Annotated in this window: 20 protein-coding genes; 11 read left to right on the top strand and 9 right to left on the bottom strand. The window is 67.8% G+C overall.

The window, feature by feature from the left end; genetic code table 11:
- From AC1DEY_RS21245 to bcp (AC1DEY_RS21230), 4 genes are all read left to right on the top strand, one after another.
- On the top strand, positions 1-526 hold a 526-nt coding region (locus AC1DEY_RS21245), incomplete at its 5' end, for a glycerate kinase (RefSeq protein ID WP_476869716.1).
- The gene (allB, locus tag AC1DEY_RS21240) at positions 519-1862 is read left to right on the top strand and encodes an allantoinase AllB (protein WP_476869715.1); all 1344 of its coding nucleotides are present in this window, start codon (positions 519-521) and stop codon (positions 1860-1862) included. The genes AC1DEY_RS21245 and allB, both read left to right, overlap by 8 nt.
- Positions 1859-2530, top strand: coding sequence for a winged helix-turn-helix domain-containing protein (locus tag AC1DEY_RS21235; protein WP_476869714.1), 672 nt, complete (start codon positions 1859-1861; stop codon positions 2528-2530). The genes allB and AC1DEY_RS21235 overlap by 4 nt, the downstream gene beginning before the upstream one ends.
- A gap of 74 nt (positions 2531-2604) precedes the next feature.
- Positions 2605-3117: a thioredoxin-dependent thiol peroxidase gene (gene bcp / locus AC1DEY_RS21230; RefSeq protein WP_476869713.1), complete on the top strand. Its 513-nt coding sequence runs from the start codon at positions 2605-2607 to the stop codon at positions 3115-3117.
- Between the two features lie 134 nt (positions 3118-3251).
- On the opposite strand, the gene AC1DEY_RS21225 is transcribed toward bcp (AC1DEY_RS21230), so the two are convergent.
- A complete protein-coding gene (locus AC1DEY_RS21225) occupies positions 3252-4184 on the bottom strand; it encodes a serine hydrolase (protein ID WP_476869712.1) in 933 nt (310 codons plus the stop codon).
- Between the two features lie 240 nt (positions 4185-4424).
- Here AC1DEY_RS21225 and bcp (AC1DEY_RS21220) point away from each other — a divergent pair, with 240 nt between their 5' ends.
- Together bcp (AC1DEY_RS21220) and AC1DEY_RS21215 are read left to right on the top strand one after the other, a co-directional pair.
- The gene (gene bcp / locus AC1DEY_RS21220) at positions 4425-4904 is read left to right on the top strand and encodes a thioredoxin-dependent thiol peroxidase (protein WP_476869711.1); all 480 of its coding nucleotides are present in this window, start codon (positions 4425-4427) and stop codon (positions 4902-4904) included.
- 106 nt (positions 4905-5010) lie between these two features.
- Positions 5011-5445, top strand: coding sequence for a DUF6855 family protein (locus tag AC1DEY_RS21215; protein ID WP_476869710.1), 435 nt, complete (start codon positions 5011-5013; stop codon positions 5443-5445).
- Here AC1DEY_RS21215 and AC1DEY_RS21210 read toward each other — a convergent pair whose 3' ends face one another.
- Positions 5446-6294, bottom strand: coding sequence for a class I SAM-dependent methyltransferase (locus AC1DEY_RS21210; protein ID WP_476869709.1), 849 nt, complete (start codon positions 6292-6294; stop codon positions 5446-5448).
- 101 nt (positions 6295-6395) lie between these two features.
- Between AC1DEY_RS21210 and AC1DEY_RS21205 the strand changes: the two genes are divergently transcribed.
- From AC1DEY_RS21205 to purM, 3 genes are all read left to right on the top strand, one after another.
- Entirely contained in the window at positions 6396-6767 is a 372-nt protein-coding gene (locus tag AC1DEY_RS21205; protein WP_476869708.1) for a hypothetical protein, read from the top strand.
- 110 nt (positions 6768-6877) lie between these two features.
- A complete protein-coding gene (gene purF, locus AC1DEY_RS21200; RefSeq protein WP_476869707.1) occupies positions 6878-8551 on the top strand; it encodes an amidophosphoribosyltransferase in 1674 nt (557 codons plus the stop codon).
- Entirely contained in the window at positions 8548-9717 is a 1170-nt protein-coding gene (purM, locus tag AC1DEY_RS21195) for a phosphoribosylformylglycinamidine cyclo-ligase (RefSeq protein ID WP_476869706.1), read from the top strand. Before purF ends, purM begins: the two co-directional genes overlap by 4 nt.
- A gap of 137 nt (positions 9718-9854) precedes the next feature.
- On the opposite strand, the gene AC1DEY_RS21190 is transcribed toward purM, so the two are convergent.
- From AC1DEY_RS21190 to AC1DEY_RS21175, 4 genes are read right to left on the bottom strand one after another with little or no spacing between them, the layout of a single operon-like run.
- On the bottom strand, positions 9855-10637 hold the full coding sequence (locus AC1DEY_RS21190; RefSeq protein WP_476869705.1) for an amino acid ABC transporter ATP-binding protein: 783 nt from the start codon (positions 10635-10637) through the stop codon (positions 9855-9857).
- Positions 10634-11560, bottom strand: a complete 927-nt coding sequence (locus tag AC1DEY_RS21185; protein WP_476869704.1) for an amino acid ABC transporter permease — start codon at positions 11558-11560, stop codon at positions 10634-10636. The genes AC1DEY_RS21190 and AC1DEY_RS21185 overlap by 4 nt, the downstream gene beginning before the upstream one ends.
- A gap of 8 nt (positions 11561-11568) precedes the next feature.
- Positions 11569-12510: an ABC transporter substrate-binding protein gene (locus AC1DEY_RS21180; protein ID WP_476869703.1), complete on the bottom strand. Its 942-nt coding sequence runs from the start codon at positions 12508-12510 to the stop codon at positions 11569-11571.
- Positions 12497-13576 (bottom strand): succinylglutamate desuccinylase/aspartoacylase family protein, encoded by a 1080-nt coding sequence (locus AC1DEY_RS21175; RefSeq protein ID WP_476869702.1) that lies wholly within the window; start codon positions 13574-13576, stop codon positions 12497-12499. The genes AC1DEY_RS21180 and AC1DEY_RS21175 overlap by 14 nt, the downstream gene beginning before the upstream one ends.
- 112 nt (positions 13577-13688) lie before the next feature.
- On the opposite strand from AC1DEY_RS21175, the gene AC1DEY_RS21170 reads away from it, so the two are divergent.
- Positions 13689-14315 carry a GntR family transcriptional regulator gene (locus AC1DEY_RS21170; RefSeq protein ID WP_476869701.1) on the top strand — a complete coding sequence of 209 codons (627 nt, stop codon included), beginning with the start codon at positions 13689-13691 and terminating at the stop codon, positions 14313-14315.
- A 6-nt stretch (positions 14316-14321) separates the two neighbouring features.
- Here the strand turns inward: AC1DEY_RS21170 and AC1DEY_RS21165 are convergent, their stop codons facing one another.
- Positions 14322-15104, bottom strand: coding sequence for a VOC family protein (locus tag AC1DEY_RS21165; RefSeq protein WP_476869700.1), 783 nt, complete (start codon positions 15102-15104; stop codon positions 14322-14324).
- Positions 15105-15356: 252 nt separating this feature from the next.
- A complete protein-coding gene (locus AC1DEY_RS21160) occupies positions 15357-15590 on the bottom strand; it encodes a DUF3073 domain-containing protein (protein WP_018774150.1) in 234 nt (77 codons plus the stop codon).
- A 292-nt stretch (positions 15591-15882) separates the two neighbouring features.
- On the opposite strand from AC1DEY_RS21160, the gene AC1DEY_RS21155 reads away from it, so the two are divergent.
- Positions 15883-16608: a septum formation family protein gene (locus tag AC1DEY_RS21155; RefSeq protein ID WP_476869699.1), complete on the top strand. Its 726-nt coding sequence runs from the start codon at positions 15883-15885 to the stop codon at positions 16606-16608.
- A 138-nt stretch (positions 16609-16746) separates the two neighbouring features.
- Here AC1DEY_RS21155 and AC1DEY_RS21150 read toward each other — a convergent pair.
- A partial coding sequence (locus tag AC1DEY_RS21150; protein ID WP_476869698.1) for an AAA family ATPase occupies positions 16747-17784 on the bottom strand: 1038 nt, incomplete at its 5' end.

The raw sequence follows: 17784 nt of genomic DNA, 5'->3' as shown, positions 1-17784 counted from the left end.
GGCCCACTTTGTGGACGTGCTCTCGGCCGAAATCGGGCCGCGGGCACGCAAGGCCGCCGAGGCTCCGGGCGCCGGAGCGGCCGGCGGYGCGGGCTWCGCCGCCATCGCGGTACTGGCYGCGACYCGCMGGCCGGGCATCGACGTCGTCCTTGAATTCACCGGGCTGGCGGAGCGGCTGGCCGGTGCTGACCTGGTGATCACCGGCGAAGGCAGCCTCGATGAACAAAGCCTGCTGGGCAAGACTCCGGTGGGCGTKGCCCGGGCGGCCCGCCGSGCCGGGGTCCCTGCGGTCGCGGTCTGCGGCCGCTCGGTCCTGAGCSCGGAGCAGATCAGCAGTTCCGGATTCCTGGCGGTCCACGCTTTGACGGAACTGGAAAGCAATGTAGACACATGTATAGCCGAGGCCGCTYCGCTCCTGGAGCGCCTCGGACGGCAACTCGGTGAGCAATTGACCAACGTGGCGTACTCMGCSCAGGGCGCCCGCGCCYTGGRCAGTGCTCCGGGAAAGGAGACCCTCAGTGTCTGAAGAGTCCTACGACCTMGTCTTCCGCGGCCGGCGCGTCCTGACYACGGCYGGCATCGYCGCACGGGAAGTCGGCATCCGCGACGGCGTGATCGTCGCGATCGAGCCGCTGGGCAACGGCCTCTCCGGCCGTGAAGTGATCGAGCTCGCCGACGACGAAACCCTCCTGCCGGGTCTCGTGGACACCCATGTCCACGTCAACGAGCCCGGCCGCACCGAGTGGGAGGGCTTCGCGTCCGCCACCCGGGCGGCCGCGGCCGGCGGCGTCACCACGATCATCGACATGCCGCTGAATTCCATCCCGCCCACCACCACGGTGGAGGGCCTCAAACTCAAGCGCGAGGTGGCCGGGGACCAGGCGTTCGTGGACGTCGGCTTCTGGGGCGGAGCCATCCCCGGCAACAAAAGTGAACTGCGGCCACTGCATGACGAGGGCGTCTTCGGCTTCAAATGCTTCCTGCTGCACTCCGGTGTGGACGAGTTCCCGCACCTGGAAGCGGACGAGATGGAAGAGGACATGGCCGAGCTCAAGTCCTTCGACTCGCTCATGATCGTCCACGCCGAGGACTCCCACGCGATCGACCACGCCCCGCACCCGGGCGGCGACCACTACTCCACGTTCCTGGCGTCCCGCCCCCGCGGCGCCGAGAACAAGGCCATCGCCGAGGTCATTGAACGGGCCCGCTGGACCGGCGTCCGCGCCCACATCCTGCATCTGTCCTCCTCCGACGCCCTGCCCATGATCGCCAGTGCCAAGCGAGACGGCGTCCACCTCACCGTCGAAACGTGCCCGCACTACCTGACGCTGACGGCCGAGGAAATCCCGGACGGCGCCACAGCCTACAAGTGCTGCCCGCCGATCCGCGAGGCCTCGAACCGCGAACTGCTGTGGGCCGGCCTGCAGGACGGCACCATCGACTGCATCGTCTCGGACCACTCCCCGTCCACCCTGGATTTGAAGGATCTGGAAAACGGTGACTTCGCCGTGGCCTGGGGCGGCGTCTCTTCGCTGCAGCTGGGCCTGTCGCTGATCTGGACCGAGGCCCGSCACCGCGGCATCKCSCTGGAGCAGGTGSTYTCSTGGATGGCGGCCAAGCCGGCCSAGCTCGCCGGRCTGGGCAACAAGGGCCAGTTGGCGCTGGGGTACGACGCCGATCTCGCCGTCTTTGCCCCGGACGAGGCGTACGTCGTGGATGTCTCCAAGCTCAAGCACAAGAACCCCATCACCCCGTACGACGGCAAGGCGCTTTCCGGCGTCGTCCGCAAGACCTACCTCCGCGGCACCCTGGTCGACGGCCGGACTCCGACCGGCAAGCTGATCCGCCGCGGCGGCGTGTGAGCCAGGCGGCGGTGGCCGGCACGGTGCCCGCCGTTCACGGACGGGTCAACCACAACCGACAGGCACGGCAGGCCAACGGAGTGGCGCGGCAGGCCGGCCTCACCGCGAAGGGGCTGGCGGTCTGGGTTACCGTCCCGGACGACGCCGACATTGACCCGGCCTGCCTGGCCCGCGCGGCCGAACTCGTGCTCGGCCGCGCCCTCAGATGTGCTCCGGAGGCGGAAGTCCACTTTAGGCCCGCCGCCGGAGCCGCAACGTCCGCCGTTGTCCTGTCCCCCGCAGACGACGGCGGGGCGGGCGCTGCGCCGGGCGCTGCGCCCGTCCTTGCTCCGGTCCCTGGCAGCATCAGCCGGCTCGCCGTCGACCTCGCCGCCGGGGATGCCAGGCTCGACGGCGAGCGGGTGCCCCTGACGGAGCTGGAATTCATGCTCCTGCGATGCCTCGTGCAGAACTGCTCCCGCACGGTGAGCCGGCAGGAACTGCAGCATTGCCTCGACGCGTTCGACACCCCCGGCGCCGCGACCCGGTCCATCGACGTGTATGTCGGCCGGCTGCGCCGCAAACTCAAGGGCTGCCGGCACGCCGTCGTCACCGTCCGCAGCGGCGGCTACCGCTTCGTCCCCGGCCCGCGGGCGACGGTGCGCGGACCCGCGGAATTCAGCATCTGAAACCTGCTATCTGAGACCCCCTATCTGAGACCCGGCGCCCCACCCATCCCGACCCCCGTATCGAAGGAACCTCCATGCAATCCACCGTGGCTACCAACCTGCCCGCCGCCAAACTGAACAGCATCACCAAACTGCAGAAGGGAACCCCGGCGCCGGGGTTCGCGCTGCCTGACGCCGMWGGCCGCCGGATTTCCCTGGCCGACTACCGCGGCAARAACGTCATTGTGTACTTCTACCCCCGCGCGGCCACCCCCGGCTGCACCACCGAGGCCTGCGACTTCCGCGACAGCCTCGCCTCCCTCCAAGGCGCAGGYTTCGAGGTCCTGGGCATCTCCCCCGACGCCCCCGAGGCCCTGGCCGCCTTCGCCGCCGAGCATGCGCTGACCTTCCCSCTGCTSGCCGACGAGGACCACGCCGTGGCACTCGCCTACGGCGCCTGGGGCGAGAAGCTGGTGGACGGCGAGGTCCGTGAAGGAACGGTCCGGTCCACCGTGGTGGTCGATCCCGACGGCTTGGTGGTCCTGGCGCAGTACCAGGTCAGTCCGCAGGGCCACGTGCGGGCGCTGCGGGRGGAGCTCGGCATTTAGGCGCCGATGCSTGGTCCGCGCGCCGTGTTCGGATTTCTGCCCGGGTTTCGGACGASGGYGCCGCGGATCCGCGGTGCGGTGGYCCGATTCCGCCGCCGATTTCCGACATCRCGCCGCTCTCCGCCCTGGRCGGCCTAGAACAGGGCGCCCGCCACCGCCTGGGTCAGCTGATGAATCACCTCGGTGCGTTCCGGGACGTCACTMAGGTCCTGGCCCTTGGTGTAGATGACCAGGGCGTAGGCGGTGCCGTCCCGGGCGAGGATGCCGGCGTCRTGCAGTTCATCGTCCAGCAGCCCGTACTTGTGGAAGACCGTGATCCCGTCCGGCACCGCGGCGGGAATGAGCGTTTCGTAGTTCGTGTCCTGCATGTAGGACAACAACTGGGCGGTGTCATCGGCATCCAGSAGCGTCCCGGAATAGAYCCCCGCCAGGATCCTGGTCATCTCCGCCGGGGTCARSGTGTTGGTTTCCGGGTCGTAGTCCACGCCGAGCGACGCCGCGTAGTCCGTCAGTTCCGAGTGGCCCACCGCGYCCATGATGAGCGACCACGAGTCGTTGTCGCTCTGCTGGACCATCTCGCGCAGCTGGAACCCGGCCGTGTAGGCCCCCAAMGGRTCATCGAGGCTTGCCGCGCCCGTTTCGACCAGGTGGTAGTAGGCTGCGGCGGCCAGGACCTTGGCGGTGCTGGCCGCCACGAAGTTCTCCCGGACCCCGTATTCATGGACCTCCGCGGGATCCGCTCCGGAAGACACGTCCATCAGGGCCACGCCGATCTGGTACTGGCTGTTGGCATCCAGGATGGCCTGGATGCGCGCGTCCAGTGCCGCGTCCACCGTKCCCGCCGCCGGCTTGGATGCAGGGGCYGAAGCACTCGCTGAAGCTTCCGCAGAGGCCTCGACACCGCCCGACGCCGAGGCGCCGCCGCCCGTTGCCGGACTGGCCGCGGACAGGCCGCCGGCGGCTGTCAGGGTCCGTCCCTCCGCGGCCGAGAAGAACCCAGCCGCCAGCGCGACGGCGAGCACTGCGGCACAGACCGCCCCCACCAGGATCCGCGGCCGGACGGCCATTCGGCGGGGCCTGCGTCCGGCACCGCGCCGGAATCCGGGTCGTCGCTGCGGTGGTGTCTGCTGTTCCATGGTGCTCCACGCTAGCCACTGCAGCTGTGCCCGAGCTATGAATAAGCCGTCATTGGCGGCCTTCCAATGCAGCCCCGGGACCGGTCCTTGGTAGGCTCAGGCGGCGGAATACAGCCTCGGCCAACGATGTTGTGCATCACAGACCCGTTGTCCACTCCCCGAAGGATCATCATGAGCGCAAACATGACCGTCAAGCTCCAGCCCGGCACGCCGGCCCCGGACTTCACGCTGCCCGACGCCGAAGGCAAGYCGGTTTCGCTGGCCGACTAYCGCGGCAAGAACGTCATTGTGTACTTCTACCCCCAGGCCGCGACCCCCGGCTGCACCACCGAGGCCTGCGACTTCCGCGACAACCTTGCCTCCCTGCAGGGCTCCGGCTACGAGGTMCTGGGCATCTCCCCCGACGCCCCTGAGGCCCTGGCCCACTTCACSGGCGACTTCGCCCTGACGTTCCCGCTGCTGGCCGACGAGGACCACGCCGTCGCCCTCGCCTACGGCGCGTGGGGCGAGAAGCTGGTCCAGGGCGAGGTGACRGAGGGCATCGTCCGCTCCACYGTGGTGCTGGATCCCGAGGGCAAGGTGAAGCTGGCGCGGTACCAGGTCAAGGCSCAGGGCCACGTCGCGGCGCTGAAGGAAGAACTGGGCGTCTGACGCCCAATCGTTCMCTCCCGCAAGTTTGCCTCGCACCGCGCCGGATGGCTCGGTAGGCTCGRACCATCGGCGCCGGGCATCCGGCCGGACAGAAGGCGGGCACGGCGTGGCAAACGGCACCAAGCAGGATCCCTGGCAGCTCARGACGGCCCCGGGCACCTCGGAGTATTCGATGTACCGCGACGAGGAGTCCGATCCGCCGGCGCTGGTGTGCCAGGTCGGATCCACCACACTCAAATACCACCTCCGGGCACTGGATGACGTGCACCTCTGGCTGATGGAGAAGGTGGACTGGGTTCCCTTGGGCGCCGCCGACGAAAACAAGCCGGCGGCCGAAGGGACAGTGGAAGCCTGGGGCCGGGACCCCGAAAACCCYGTGGGCGGCTGGTACGGCCTGCGCAAGGGCTACCGGGGACGGTTTGGGATGTACCTGCCGCCCCTGCTCGAGGCCCTGGGCTTGGTGGAACTCACCCACGAGAAGCGCAACAACAGCGTGCGCGCGATCATCGCGGACGCGTCCGGCCCGGCGTCGCCYGCCTAGCTACACCTTGGTCCCGGACACCACGGTGGCGGTCGAGCGGAGCCGGATCGCGCCGTCGTGCTCGTAGCGGCCCAGCAGCGCRAACACGTCCTGGCGGATCAGRGCCCGCGACTCGGCGTCCGCCTTGGCCARCCCCATCGCCACGGTGGTCGCGATGTCGGTCATGAATTCCCAGTAGCTGTCGGGGGATTCATGCACCAGCTCGGCGCTGACCTGGCGCTCGGACACGTCCGCGAGCCCGGCGTCCTTGAACAGGCGSGCCATGAACCCGGTKGGTGCGCAGCGGAACAGCCCGGGAGTCCCTGCGGGCGGAATGGGAAGTTCCCGATGCCGGGCAATCGTGCCCAGGATSARRCTGGCCCACGGGTTCGCGGCGGCGCGTCCCCAGACGACGGCCCCAACGCGGGCGCCCGGCTTGGCGGTGCGTGCCATCTCWGCCATGGCCGCGGACATTACGGGAAAGAACATGAACCCGAAGCGGCAGTACACGACGTCGAACGTGCTGTTCCCAAAGGGCATCGCGGCAGCATCGCAAACCTGAAAGTCCAGGTTCTGCAGGCCCCGGACCGCTGCCTTCTCCTCGGCCACGCGGAGCATCCCCGACGAGATGTCGGCCAGGACCACCCTGCCCTCCGGCACCTGTCCGGCCACGTTRAGACCAGGTTCGCCAGTGCCGGCCGCGACATCCAGCACCMSGGAGTCAGGGCGCAGCCGCAGYTCYTCGAGCAAGGCCTCCCCGAACGGAGCSTGCCAGCCGAGCAGTTCCGCGTCCCATTTGTGCCAGCCCGCCGAGAACTCGTTCCAGATCATGCGCTGCTGGTCACGAACGCGGTCGGCCGAGGCTAACATGGCGGTTCCTTAGCTCGTCTGTAGCTGGCCCTCCCCCATCCCCTAGTCTGCCCCGGGAACCGGGCCCCGGCAATGAGTCCKGGGGCAGTAGGCTTAACGGCATGTCTTCCCACGAAACACCCGGCACCGCAGGCTCCGACCCCCARCGGGAACCTGCCCCGGGCAGCGTTCCAGGCGGCGTTCCGGAGCGCCGCGAGGTCACCGTCCGCCGGGCGCCMAAGTATGTGCCCTTCCTGATCCTGGGCGGGCTCGTSGGCGTGGCCGTCGCGGCCATCATCGCCTACGCCCTCCCCGGTGACGCCAGCTACGACCGCGGCTCGGTCTTCGGTTTCTTCATGGTCCTGTGCGCTGCCGGCGGCGTCATCCTSGGTGCCGCGGTGGCCCTGGTGCTGGACCGGCTGAGCGTCCGCCGCRCCGAGCACGCCGTCGTCGAGTCCGCACCTGACGCCGACGACGACGAAAACGGCGCCTGAGCCGGCGCCCAAGCGCACCTGCACCCTGCCTGAGCAGCACCTGAGCCGGGCGGCAGGTCATAAACCGGCGGCCGGAAAAGTCTTAGCGCACATCGTGAGATAATCGACCAGTGGCACGCGGCGATGGAAAACTTTCTCATGATCTTCTCCCAGGCGAAAAAGGCCCTCAGGACGCATGCGGCGTCTTCGGGGTCTGGGCACCCGGTGAAGAAGTAGCAAAACTTACCTATTACGGGCTGTATGCATTGCAGCACCGTGGTCAGGAGTCGGCTGGCATAGCAACCAGCGACGGCAAGCGGATCAACGTCTACAAGGACATGGGCCTCGTTTCCCAGGTCTTCGACGAGACCACGCTGAACACCCTGACCGGGCACCTGGCCGTCGGCCACTGCCGCTATTCCACTACGGGCGCCAGCCACTGGGCCAACGCCCAGCCCACCCTGGGCGCGACCGCCACGGGCACCGTGGCGCTGGCCCACAACGGCAACCTGACCAACACGGCCGAGCTCAAGGCGATGATCGAGGACCGCAACGGCGGCCAGCTCAGCGGCGAGATGAAGCAGGGCAACACCTCGGACACGGCGCTGGTCACGGCGCTCCTGGAGGGCGAGGAGGGCAAGTCCCTCGAAGAGACCGCCATGGAGCTGCTGCCCAAGATCAAGGGCGGCTTCTGCTTCGTCTTCATGGACGAGGGCACCCTCTACGCGGCCCGTGACACCTACGGGATCCGTCCGCTGTGCCTCGGCCGGCTGGAACGCGGCTGGGTGGTTGCCTCCGAGCAGTCCGCCCTCGCCACCGTCGGCGCCAGCTTCATCCGCGAAATCGAACCCGGCGAGTTCATCGCCATCGACGAGGACGGCGTCCGCTCCCAGCGCTTCGCCGAGTCGACCCCGGCCGGCTGCGTCTTCGAATACGTGTACCTCGCCCGCCCGGACGCCTCCATCGCGGGCCGCTCGGTGTACGAGTCCCGCGTGGAAATGGGCCGCCAGCTGGCCCGCGAAAACACCCAGGAAGCGGACATCGTCATCCCCGTGCCGGAATCGGGCACCCCCGCGGCCGTGGGCTACGCCGAGGAATCCGGCATCCCCTTCGCGCACGGTTTCGTCAAGAACTCCTAYGTGGGCCGCACGTTCATCCAGCCCTCACAGACCCTGCGCCAGCTCGGTATCCGCCTCAAGCTCAACGCCCTGGAATCTGTGATCCGCGGCAAGCGCGTCGTGGTGGTTGACGACTCGATCGTCCGCGGCAACACCCAGCGCGCCATCGTGCGGATGCTCCGGGAAGCGGGCGCCGCCAGCGTCCACATCAAGATTTCCTCCCCGCCGGTCAAGTGGCCGTGTTTCTACGGCATCGACTTCGCCTCCCGCGCGGAACTGATCGCCAACGGCGCCACCATCGATGAAATCACCCAGGCCATCGGCGCCGACTCGCTCGCCTAYATCTCCGAAGACGGCATGATCGAGGCYACCCGGCAGCCGCGCGAACGCCTGTGCACGGCCTGCTTCACCGGCAAGTACCCGATCGAGCTCCCCGGCGCGGACAAGCTCGGCAAGAAYCTGCTCGAGCGCACGGACCTCGGCGGACTGCCCGCTACGGCTGCCTCCGGCRCTGCGCCGTCCGCCCGGTCCACGGCGTCCGACGCCGAACCMGGCACCTCGATCTCCGACGATCCGGCCGAGAAGGCCGGCGCYACSGGCTGCGATCCGGGACCGGACTCCGAATTCGAAGAACTGCTCACCGATGCCGACCGCGTCACCAAAGCCGACAAGAAAGAGCCAGTATGACTTCCGCCTCCCCGGCCGCTGACATGAACGCCGCCCAGAACGCCGGCATCACCTACGCCTCCGCCGGCGTCGACGTCGAAGCGGGAGACCGCGCCGTCGAACTCATGAAGGATGCCGTCAAGGCAACSCACAACTCCTCGGTGATCGGCGGCGTCGGCGGGTTCGCGGGCCTCTACGACGTCTCCCGGCTSCTSACSTACAAGCGCCCGCTGCTGGCCACGTCCACCGACGGCGTCGGCACCAAGGTGGCAATCGCCCAGGCCATGGACATCCACGACACCATCGGCTTCGACCTCGTCGGCATGGTGGTGGACGACATCGTCGTCGTGGGCGCCGAGCCGCTSTACATGACCGACTACATCGCCTGCGGCAAGGTGGTCCCGGAGCGCATCGCGGACATCGTCCGCGGCATCGCSGCCGCCTGCTCGGTCGCCGGCACCGCCCTGGTGGGCGGCGAAACCGCCGAACACCCGGGCCTGCTCGGTGAGCACGAATACGACGTCGCCGGTGCCGCCACCGGCGTTGTCGAGGCCGACGCGCTGCTTGGCCCGGACCGTGTCCGCGCCGGCGAYGTCGTGATCGGCATGGCCTCCTCCGGCCTGCACTCCAACGGCTACTCCCTGGYCCGCCGCGTCATCAACCACGCCGGCTGGGCCCTGGACCGCCAGGTCTCCGAACTCGGCCGCACCCTGGGCGAGGAGCTCCTCGAGCCCACCCGYGTCTACGCCGCGGACTGCCTGGACCTCGCCCGCACCTTCCCGGTGARCGGCTCCGCGGCCGGCAAGGCCGTCCACGGCTTCAGCCACGTGACCGGCGGCGGGCTCGCGGCCAACCTGGCCCGSGTCCTCCCGCAGGGCCTGCTGGCCACCGTGGACCGCGSCACSTGGGARCTCCCKGCCATCTTCAAGCTGGTTTCCGAGCTCGGCAACGTCCCGCTGGCCGATCTCGAGCGCACCCTGAACCTGGGCGTSGGCATGGTCGCSATYGTGTCGCCGGAAGCGGCCGACGCCGCCGTGACCCGGCTCAACGACCGYGGCCTTCCGTCCTGGATCATGGGCACCGTCGAGGAGAACTCGGATTCMATCGTCAAGACCGGCCCGGACTACGTCCAGGGCGCCAAGGGCGTCGACGGSGGCGCCGTCCGGCTGGTCAACGCCTACGCCTAGGGGTTCCCAACCCCAATCGAGTGCTCCGCACCTGCCGTTTGCAGCATCATAAGGGCGGTTGGGCCCACGCCGGGAGGGTTCCCTGGCCGAGCTTGCGAGGTCAGGGGGCCGGTGGGGAGCACTCGATGGTTAAGGGACTASAGCACMGCGGACAGGAAGGCGCGCGTCCGTTCRTKCTGCGGATGGTTGATGACCGCTTCGGCGGGGCCTTCCTCAAGGATCCGGCCGCCGTGCATGAACACCACACGGTCAGCGACGTCCCGGGCGAATCCCATTTCATGGGTGACAACGATCATGGTCATTCCGCTCCGGGCAAGATCCTTCATGACGCGGAGGACTTCGCCGACGAGTTCCGGGTCCAGAGCGGACGTGGGCTCGTCAAAGAGCATCAGTTTCGGTTCCATGCAGAGTGCCCGGGCGATCGCCACGCGCTGCTGCTGCCCGCCCGAGAGGTGGCGCGGGTAGGCCTGGGCCTTCTCCGCCAGTCCCACCTTGTCCAGGAGCCCGAGCGCCCGGCGCCGGACCTCGTCCTTGCGCTGTTTGAGCACCCTCAGCGGGGCCTCCATGAGGTTTTCCAGCACGGTCATGTGCGGGAACAGGTTGAAGTGCTGGAACACCATGCCGATGTCGCTCCGGTCGGCGCAGATCTCATTGTGGGACTGCTCGTGCAGCTTGCGGCCTTTGAGCCGGTAACCCACCACGCGGTCCTCCACCCGGAGCAGGCCGCCGTCGATCTTTTCCAGATGGTTCACGCAMCGCAGGAAGGTGCTCTTTCCCGATCCGGAGGCGCCGATGATGCAGACCACCTCGCCGCGCCGGATTTCAAGATCGATGCCYTTGAGGACCTCGTTGGTKCCRAAGCTCTTGCGGACGCCCTCGGCCCGCACCAGCGGCCTTGGYCCTGCTGTCTCGATGGTCATGACTTAACGCCCCTTCCTGAGGCTTGCGGGGAGTGGATCCTGAAGAAACGCCGCAGGCGTTCGGCGGCCGACGGCGGCACGGACCGGGAGGTACCGCGGGAGAACCGCCGCTCCAAATACCCCTGGCCCACRCTGAACACGGTGGTGACGATGATGTACCAGATGCTGGCCACAAGCAGCAGCGGCACCACCTGGAGGTTCTTGGAGTAGATGATCTGGGCTGAATACAGCAGYTCSGGGACTGCGATGACGCTGACCAGCGAGGTCATTTTCAGCATGCCGATGAACTCGTTGCCGGTGGGSGGAATGATCACCCGCATGGCCTGCGGCAGGATCACCCGGAACAGGGTCTGCAGGCGTGACATGCCCAGCGCCCCCGCGGCCTCGCCTTGGCCCTGGTCGATCGACTGGATGCCGGCCCGGACAATTTCGGACATGTAGGCCGCCTCGTTGAGGCCCAGGCCCAGGATGGCCGCGGCAAGGGGCGTGATGAGCTGGTTGGCATCGAGGCTGACGCCCGGGATGCCGAACGTGATTTCCGGGTACAGCGCCGAGAGATTGAACCAGAACAGCAGCTGGACCAGCACGGGGGTGCCCCGGAAAGCCGTCACGTACATGCCGGCCGAGGCCTTGACCACCGGGTTGGTGGAGAGCTGCATGACGGCCAGGATGACGCCCAGTCCGACGCCGGCCGCCATGCAGACGACGGTCAGCATCAGCGTGATGCCAATGCCGTTGACGATTGTGATGTCCCGGAAGTACARGGCCACCTTGTCCCAGCCAAAGCGCGGGTTCGTCACGGCCGACAGCAGGAGCAGACCGACGACGGCGGTCACCGCCGCTGCGGCGACCCAGCGCCACGGGTGCCGGGCCGTCACCACGGTGTACTCGCCCCTGGTGTCGGCGGTCCGTGAAAGGCTCATGGTCCCGCTCATGGGGTGGCTCCGGCGTCGACCTGGTCMGCGCTGACCTTCACGGAATCGGGGATCCCGTACTTGGCGTTGATTGCCCTGTAGGTATCGCTGGCAACGAGTGCCTCGACAGCGGCCACGACRGCCTTGGTCAGCGGTGAACCTTTCGGCAGGGCGATGCCCACCGGCGTGGGTTCCCAGCCGGCGCCGGGSGCGAGTTCGAACGAGCCGCCGGACAGCTTGCTGGCGTAGGCCATGCCGATGTCYCCGGACAGGACGCCGTCAACGCGGCCGGAGATGAGGGCCAGGTTGGCTTCGTGYTGGGASGGGAAGAGCTGGATGTCGATCGGGGCCTGTCCCGCGTCAGTGCACTGCTTCGAGAAGGCAGGCAGRGTTTCRATGCCCTGGGACGTTCCCTTTTCGCCGCCGATCCTGRTGCCGCACAGCTTCATGGCGTCAAGGKCGAGATTCTTCGGGTTCCCCTGCTTGACTGCCAGGCCCGAGCCGCTGTTCATGTAGGTGGCGAAGTCSGCGTTCTTCTTCCGTTCAGCGGTGACRTTGAATCCGGAGATCCCGACGTCRTACTTATGCGATCCGACGCCGGGGAGGATGGTGTCAAAGGTGGCCGGGACCATCTTGGCCTCCAATCCCAGGGTCTCCCCGAGTGCCTTGGCGAAGTCGGCGTCCCATCCCGTCACCGTCTTGTTGTCCGCGGCGTAGAACTCGTACGGCGCGAACGTGGGGTCCGTCCCCACCAGGAGCGTTCCCTTGGACCTGACCTCCGCGGGCAGCAGATCTGCTGCCGCCTGGTTGAGCGGTGCGGCGGCGATGGCGCCGCCCTGCCCGGGCAGGGGCTGGGCGTCGGCGTTACCGGCGTCGAGGGAGGCGGTGGTGCAGCCGCTGAGCCCGATAAGGGCGGCGAGCAGCACAGTGCCGGTGGCCGTGAAATTAGGACGTGACATAGTTGCCTTTCGGATGGGTGGTTCCGTGGTCAACGGCGATGTTGACCAGSGTKGTGCCGACGTTGACGGGGGCCGGATGCCGAACGATGGCAACCACCCCGTCGATGGGTGCGAAGAATTCCTTGGCCGGGCGGTCGAGTTCCTCTACTGAATGAACCCTGGCCACGAGGGCCCCTGCCGCGACGATTTGCCCCAGCTCAACGGTGGGTTCGAAGAGCCCGGCCATGGTGGAGTTCACCGGGGACTGCGRTGTGAGCTCCACCCACTGGATTGTGGATTTGCCAGTGGACTGGCCGGCGGATGGGACCGCAGATGAGACAGCGGACTGGGCTGGTGACGGGGCGCCCTGGAGAATTCCCCAGTGACCCAGGAGCGCCCGCAGCCCCGTCCGTGCTCGCTTCAGGATCTGCAGGGAGACCGTCCCCCTGCCGCCGAGTTCGGTGGAGATCATGGGRACGCCKGCCCGGTCSGCGGCGCCGCTGATGGAACCGGATTTGAGCATGGGCTGCACCACGACCGAATACGGCACGTTGAAGGCAGCCACGGCCGCGGTCTTTTGCGCCCAGAGTTCCGGCGTGGGTCCGTGGTAGACGAAGGCCGAGGGCACGTATTCCGAGGCGATTCCRCCGGAATGGATGTCCATGACGAAGTCCGCCAGCGGGATGAGGTCCTCGGCCACGATGGARGCTATCTGCTGKGCSGGGCCCCCGGCSGSGTYGCCCGGAAGGGAYCTGTTGAGGTTCACTCCGTCCACACTGGCAACGCGGCGCCCTTCCCGGACGGCGGCGATGTTCAACGCGGGCAGTACAATCAGGCGCCCGCTGACTTCCGCCGGATCGATGGACCGGATCAGCTCCTGGAGCAGGATCTGGCCTTCGTACTCGTCGCCGTGAGTGCCCGCGATGAGGAGCACCGTTGGCCCGGCCCCGCCGCTCAGGACGGCGATGGGGGACGGGATCACGGCGGCGTCGTGGGCGTTGTCCGAATGTTCAATCTCCAGATAGCCGAGCTGCCTGCCTGTGGCAAGGAAATCGACRCCGGGGATTCGGGGAATGTGCAGGGGCATGGGCTGACTTTCAGCTAGGCTGGGCAAGATTGGATTCACTGTATACAGTGAATACTGTGATGTAAAGCACGTAGACTTGATGAATTCTTGGGACCAGAAGGGGATGAKGCGAATGGCTGTGCAAGCTGCCAAGAAGATGCGGCCGTTGAGCGAGCAGGTCTACGACCGGATCAGTGATGAGATCGTCAACGGCGTGGTTGAGCCGGGCGCTCCACTGGTCCAGGAGCAGCTGGCGGACGAATACGGGGTKTCCCGCACGCCGATCCGCGACGCSCTGAACCGGCTGGTGCACGAGGGCCTGGCCACACTGGTACCCGGTGCCGGATACTTCGCGACRACGCTGACGCCGTCRAACGTTGCSGAGGTCTATGAAGTCCGCAAGGCGCTGGAGATCATGGCCATCCGGCAGTGCGGCGCCACGTACACGCCCCTCGAGCTGGCCCGGCTGGAGCTGCTGATTGCCGAGGGATCCGCRAGTGCCGACGCGGAGGCGCTCTTCACGGCAACACGGGGGTTCCACCTCAGCCTGGCAGCCCCSTGCCCAAATAAGTTCCTGCTGACCACGCTCGAGTCCGTCTGGGACAACCCCGTCCAGCGCCTGATCAGCCGCTCATATCCGCTGGACGATGCCAAGCTGGCCCGCGTCGCCGATTCACACCGGAAGATCCTGGCCGCCGCGCGGGCCGGTGATCCGGATGCCCTGATTCCSCTGCTGGACCTCTGCCACGAGAAGGACTGAGCKGCCCTAGACCTCCAGCAGGTTGAAGACGCCGCCCTGCGGGTCCTTCAGCGTGGCGATCGCGCCGGCTTCCTCGAMCCCTTCCGGTTCGATCAGCACGACGCCGCCCGCGGCCACCGCRGCCTGYACGGCGGCCRCGACGTCGGAGACGCCGAAGTAGACCTGCCAGCCCGGCTCCAGGGTGTCCTGGGCATCGCCGGGGACCCGGGCGATGCCGGCAACTTCCGCGSCGTCCACCATGAGCGTGGTGTAGGTKCCGCCGTCGTCCTGGGGRTATTCGGTCACCTCGTGCCCGAAGAGCTGCTGGAAGAAGCCGACGGCGGCCTGCGGCTCCGGCGTGAGCAGCTCMGCCCAGGCCAGGGTCCCCGCCTCCTGKCTCCGGCCGGCCCCGAAGTGGCTGCCCGCCTGCCACGCGCCGGTGGTTCCGCCGCCGGGCGGGGCGAAGAAGACCATGACCCCGGTGTCGCCGATGGYCTCCGGGCCGAATTCAAGGYGCCCGGTGGAGTGAGCCAGTTCGGCGGCCAGGTTTTTGGCGTCCTCGACAGCGAAGTACACGTTCCACTTGCCCGGCTCGCCCGCGGCTTCCTGMCGGGGGTTCTGCGGCGCGAGGACGGTYACCAGCGCSTCGCCRAGGAAGGCCTGCGCGTAGCTGCGCCCGTCCGGGGTGGGCAGGTCCTCGTACCGCCAGCCGAAAACCGCCGCATAGAAGGCCTTCGCCGCCTCCACRTCCCTGGTCTGGAGGTCTGTCCAGCAGAGCTCACCCTCGGCGAATCCTGTGCGCGTGGTCATGGCAGTCCTTCCGGGCATCTGGGCATCTGGGCGGCGTCCGGGAAATTCCGGCACGAACAACCTAGCCCGGGGCCCCGCCGGTGACAACAGCGCCGCGAATACCGGGGACAGGAAACAGCGTACAAGAAGCCGGGTACAAGAAAGGCCGCCGGGCACACCTGTAACAGGAGTGGCCGGCGGCCTGAAAAACTTWGGCCGGCACCACAGTGCCGGAAGGATCCCCCGGCAGAACCTGCCGGGAGGAAGCGTCGACTAACCTATGCGACGGGAATCTACCTCGTCGTCGTCGTCTTCCACATCGTCCGCGTACTTATCCACATACGCTGAATAATCCGGTTCGACCGGGTCATCCGCGAAGTGGCTCGTGGCACGACTTCCCGGGCCCGTGAGCTCGCGCTGAAGGGCCGAATAGTCAGTGTTCGGGGAGTAGTACTTGATGTCCCGAGCCTGCTTGGTAGCTTTTGCCTTTTGACGGCCGCGCCCCATGGCGTGACCCCCTTTTGTACTTGGACCGGAGGTGGTCACCTTTGGCGATCGGTGAGGCCCCGGAATGTTTGGTCAATTTGTCGTACACCTAGATTACATGCTTTCGGCGTCAACTGCTCGCCGGCCCGCCCCATGTGGACACTGTGGCGCCTCGGCAGCGGCGGCCTCGGCCACCGGCACATGCGCCGTACCGCGCTTCTTCGATAGAGTTTCGTGATGTGCGCCCGGAAAAGGGCCACGACGCCGGGCCTCCAGCCCCGGCAAAAGACGCACGGAAGTGGTGAATTTCTCAGTGACTGAAGAGAATCCAAGGAACGACGCCGGGACCATCCCGCCGCCGCCTTCAAGGCCGCCGACGTCCGCCCTGCCCGTCATCACAGCGGACCCGGCACGGGCCACGAACCGCTCGGCGGCACCGGCYGGGAAACCCGTCACCTTCGACCGCATTGTTGCCGCGCTCTCCTGGCGCGCGCGGCGCGTGGCCCGCCAGATCCGCCGGCAGGGGCCACGGCGGCTGGGTGTGGCCGCGGCCATTCTTGTCGCGCTCGGCCTTCTGCTCTGGTGGGCTGTGGCCTCATTTGCCGGCGGCGGCCAGCCCGCCCCGGAYAGCGCCAGTCCGACCCCGGCGGCTTCGGCGGAGTCGGCCCCGGCCAGCCGCGGAGCCTTGCCGCTGGAAGGCGTCAGCCCCATGGACTTCCAGCTGCGTGACTGCTTCAAGGACTTCGATCCGGATGCGCAACAGTCCACCATTGTGGACTGCGCCACGGGCCACTCGGCGCAGCTGGTGGCGGTGGAGAAGTACGGTTCGGCTGACTCCTACCCCGGCCGGGAAGCGCTCAAGCAAAAGGCGCGCAATGCCTGCAAGGCCGCACCGCTGACGGAGAARGCCGGCAGCTACGGGCTGAGCTACAAGCTGGCCTACCCGAGCTCGAACAGCTGGGASAAGGGCGACCGCCGGGTCGATTGCTACGCCGTCACGGACGCCGGAAACGTCATCAAGGAGTCCCTGCTGCCGTAGCCTTACGCAGCGTTACGCAGACATTAAYGCCACTGGCAGCCGGGACGAATCCGGCTGCCAGTGGCGTTTTTCTGCTGCGGCGCGTTTGTCTGTTGCGGCGCGTTTGTATGTTGCGGCGGCTTWGTCTGACGGGGCGGCTTAYTGCTGCGGCGGCGCCTGCTCCTTGCGACGGACCGAGAGCCCGCTGCCGGYGGCCGCGSCGCCGYCGGTCAGGTCCATGTCCTCCAGCYCGCCCATGGTGAGTTCCATCAGGTCCGGCGCGGTGTCCACCAGGACGGTGTCGCCGTCGGTGATKTCGCCGGCCAGGATTTCCTTTGCCAGCCGGTCGCCGATCTCGCGCTGCACCAGCCGGCGCAGCGGCCGGGCGCCGTACGCCGGGTCGAAGCCGGTCACGGCCAGCCAGGCCCGGGCGCCCTCGGTGACTTCGAGGTTCAGCCGGCGGCCCTTGAGCCGCTCGCCCAGCTCCTTGACCTGGAGTTCCACGATTTCGGACAGYTCCTCCACGCTCAGCGGATCGAAGAGGACCACCTCGTCCARCCTGTTCAGGAATTCCGGCTTGAAGGAGGCGTTCACCATGGCCATGACGGCGTTCTTCTTGGCCGCGGCGTCGAGGTTGGGGTCCACCAGGAACTGGCTGCCTATGTTCGAAGTGAGCACCAGGATCACGTTGCGGAAGTCCACGGTGCGGCCCTGACCATCGGTGAGCCGGCCGTCGTCGAGCACCTGCAGGAGGATGTCGAAGACCTCCGGGTGSGCCTTTTCCACCTCGTCCAGCAGCAGCACCGAGTACGGGCGCCGCCTGACGGCCTCGGTGAGCTGGCCGCCCTCCTCGTAGCCGACRTACCCGGGAGGCGCCCCGACGAGCCTGGCCACGGAGTGCTTCTCCGAATATTCGGACATGTCGATCCGGACCATCGCGCGCTCGTCGTCGAAGAGGAAGTCCGCAAGGGACTTGGCGAGCTCAGTCTTGCCGACGCCGGTGGGGCCCAGGAACAGGAACGAACCCGTGGGCCGGTTGGGATCRCTGATCCCGGCGCGGGCGCGGCGCACGGCGTCGGAAACCACGGCRACGGCCTTCTTCTGGCCGATCAGCCGCTCGCCCAGGACGTGCTCCATGTTCAGCAGCTTCTGGCTCTCGCCCTGCAGCATGCGCCCCGCGGGGATGCCGGTCCAGGC

The sequence above is a fragment of the Arthrobacter sp. 05T47 genome (genome assembly GCF_056395825.1).
The sequence above is the reverse complement of the archived record's forward strand: the minus strand, read 5'-3'. Positions and strand labels throughout refer to the sequence as shown.

Bases quoted from the DNA above. Each gene is read 5' to 3' on its own strand.
- AC1DEY_RS21160 (WP_018774150.1), bottom strand. From the start codon at position 15,590: ATGGGGCGCGGCCGTCAAAAGGCAAAAGCTACCAAGCAGGCTCGGGAC.